4 protein-coding genes are annotated in these 1,416 nt (G+C 65.5%); all 4 read right to left on the minus strand.

The features are described 5' to 3' along the window. Nucleotides 1-24: 24 nt before the first annotated feature. Nucleotides 25-321, minus strand: coding sequence for a hypothetical protein (locus ACFWYW_RS59350; protein ID WP_379628343.1), 297 nt, complete (start codon nucleotides 319-321; stop codon nucleotides 25-27). After that, nucleotides 318-548: a hypothetical protein gene (locus ACFWYW_RS59355; RefSeq protein WP_379628345.1), complete on the minus strand. Its 231-nt coding sequence runs from the start codon at nucleotides 546-548 to the stop codon at nucleotides 318-320. The genes ACFWYW_RS59350 and ACFWYW_RS59355 overlap by 4 nt, the downstream gene beginning before the upstream one ends. Further along, nucleotides 545-799: a hypothetical protein gene (locus ACFWYW_RS59360; protein WP_379628347.1), complete on the minus strand. Its 255-nt coding sequence runs from the start codon at nucleotides 797-799 to the stop codon at nucleotides 545-547. The genes ACFWYW_RS59355 and ACFWYW_RS59360 overlap by 4 nt, the downstream gene beginning before the upstream one ends. Before the next feature lie 290 nt (nucleotides 800-1,089). Then, nucleotides 1,090-1,416, minus strand: a 327-nt coding sequence (locus tag ACFWYW_RS59365) for a hypothetical protein (RefSeq protein ID WP_379641485.1), incomplete at its 5' end; no start/stop codon positions are given.

A 1,416-nucleotide genomic window follows, 5' to 3' on the forward strand; every position in this document is an offset into this window, starting at 1 on the left:
GGGGATCTTTGAGATCGGCGATCTTCACCCGCGTTTCTCCTCAGGTTGGGCTGGCGTGTCAGGCGGCAGGCTGGACAGGATCACGTCGTACGGCTTGCGCCGTAGGTACTCCTCGCGGGCTGGCACGAGGATGCGAGCACCCTGCACCGTGGCGTACTCGTAGACCCGCGCGGATGGGCAGTCCACGAGGTAGATCTCTAGCCGGTACACCTGATCTGGGTCGAGCCCTTCGGCCCGCATCCAGGCGAGGACCTCCGGGTCGCCGTGCCATTGCCGGGAGCTGCAGTCGTAGACGACGAGCGGTTCGATCGTGGAGGTCATCGGCGGTTCCTCGTGATCTCCAGGGCATCCTGATACGAGGCGGCGGCACTGGCGTAGTTGGCTTCGGCCTCTTTCCACGAGGCCTCCGCTTCCTTCCACGATGCTGCTGCCCGCCGCCAATGGCTTACGGCAGCCTGTGAGTCGCGCCGGATCTTCCAGCAGGCTCTGATGGCGACGGCGAGAGCGACGGCGGACATCAGCGCCGCCACGATGTCGAGCCAGTTCATCGGCGGCTCCTCCTTCGGCGGTGGTATCTGATCTTCATGGAGCTGAGGGCTCGCACCTTGTCCCGCCACTCGGCGTATTCGGCCATGAAGGCGAAGAAGATCTCCAAGCGGTCCACAGTCCGCTGGAATCTACAGTCCACCGTCACCGTGATCACCACAGGCGGGTCTGCCGTCCATCTCATGGCGTCCGGGCTGCCGTGCCATTCGATGACGTCGTCGATCTCGGCCAGCACTCCGTCTGGGTTGCTCATGTCTCCTCACCGGAAGGCGAGTCCTTGCGCATCGGGCACTCGTCCCAGCGGACGCCAGCGAGTTCTGTCACGGTGTGACCGGGCGGCGGGGTGAAGTGGTTCCCGTGGCGATCTTCGTCCCTATCCGGTGGCCACAACCAGAACCCTTCCAGGAAGCAGTCCGGGCAGACTGCGGTCGTCCTTCCTTCGCCTGGCCAGCGCCAGTCAGGGTTGCTCACCGCTTCATCCTCCTCCGCCAGCGCCGGGCATACTCGGCTCTCTTGCATCGGGCTGTGGGCCAGCAGGAGCGTCTACCGGGACACATCGGGAGCCTCCTTCGCCTTCCGCGCCCGCCACCATTTGAGGCACAAGCCGCAGACGTCGCCGGCCTCTGGGTAGAGAGAGCCTTCGCCGCGGCGTAACGGCTGTCCGGAGCGCTTCAGGCCAGGGCAGGTCGGGTAGATGTGGTCATTGAGGTGACCCAGGTACCACTCGTCTACACCCTCGTGCTCGGCGGCGAGCTGGGCGTCAGCGGCCTCCATGGCCTGGACGAAGAGAGGGTCACCCATCGCCTGCACCTTGGGAGCCGGGCTCGGCGGCGAGGTCGGCAAGTTCGAGGCGACCTTCGTGGTCGAGAG

The organism is Nonomuraea sp. NPDC059023, assembly GCF_042740095.1.
Lineage (GTDB): Bacteria > Actinomycetota > Actinomycetes > Streptosporangiales > Streptosporangiaceae > Nonomuraea.

Excerpts from the sequence above, each read along its gene's own strand:
- ACFWYW_RS59350 (WP_379628343.1), bottom strand. The coding sequence starts at position 321 with ATGACCTCCACGATCGAACCGCTCGTCGTCTACGACTGCAGCTCCCGG.
- ACFWYW_RS59360 (WP_379628347.1), bottom strand. The coding sequence starts at position 799 with ATGAGCAACCCAGACGGAGTGCTGGCCGAGATCGACGACGTCATCGAA.
- ACFWYW_RS59355 (WP_379628345.1), bottom strand. The coding sequence starts at position 548 with ATGAACTGGCTCGACATCGTGGCGGCGCTGATGTCCGCCGTCGCTCTC.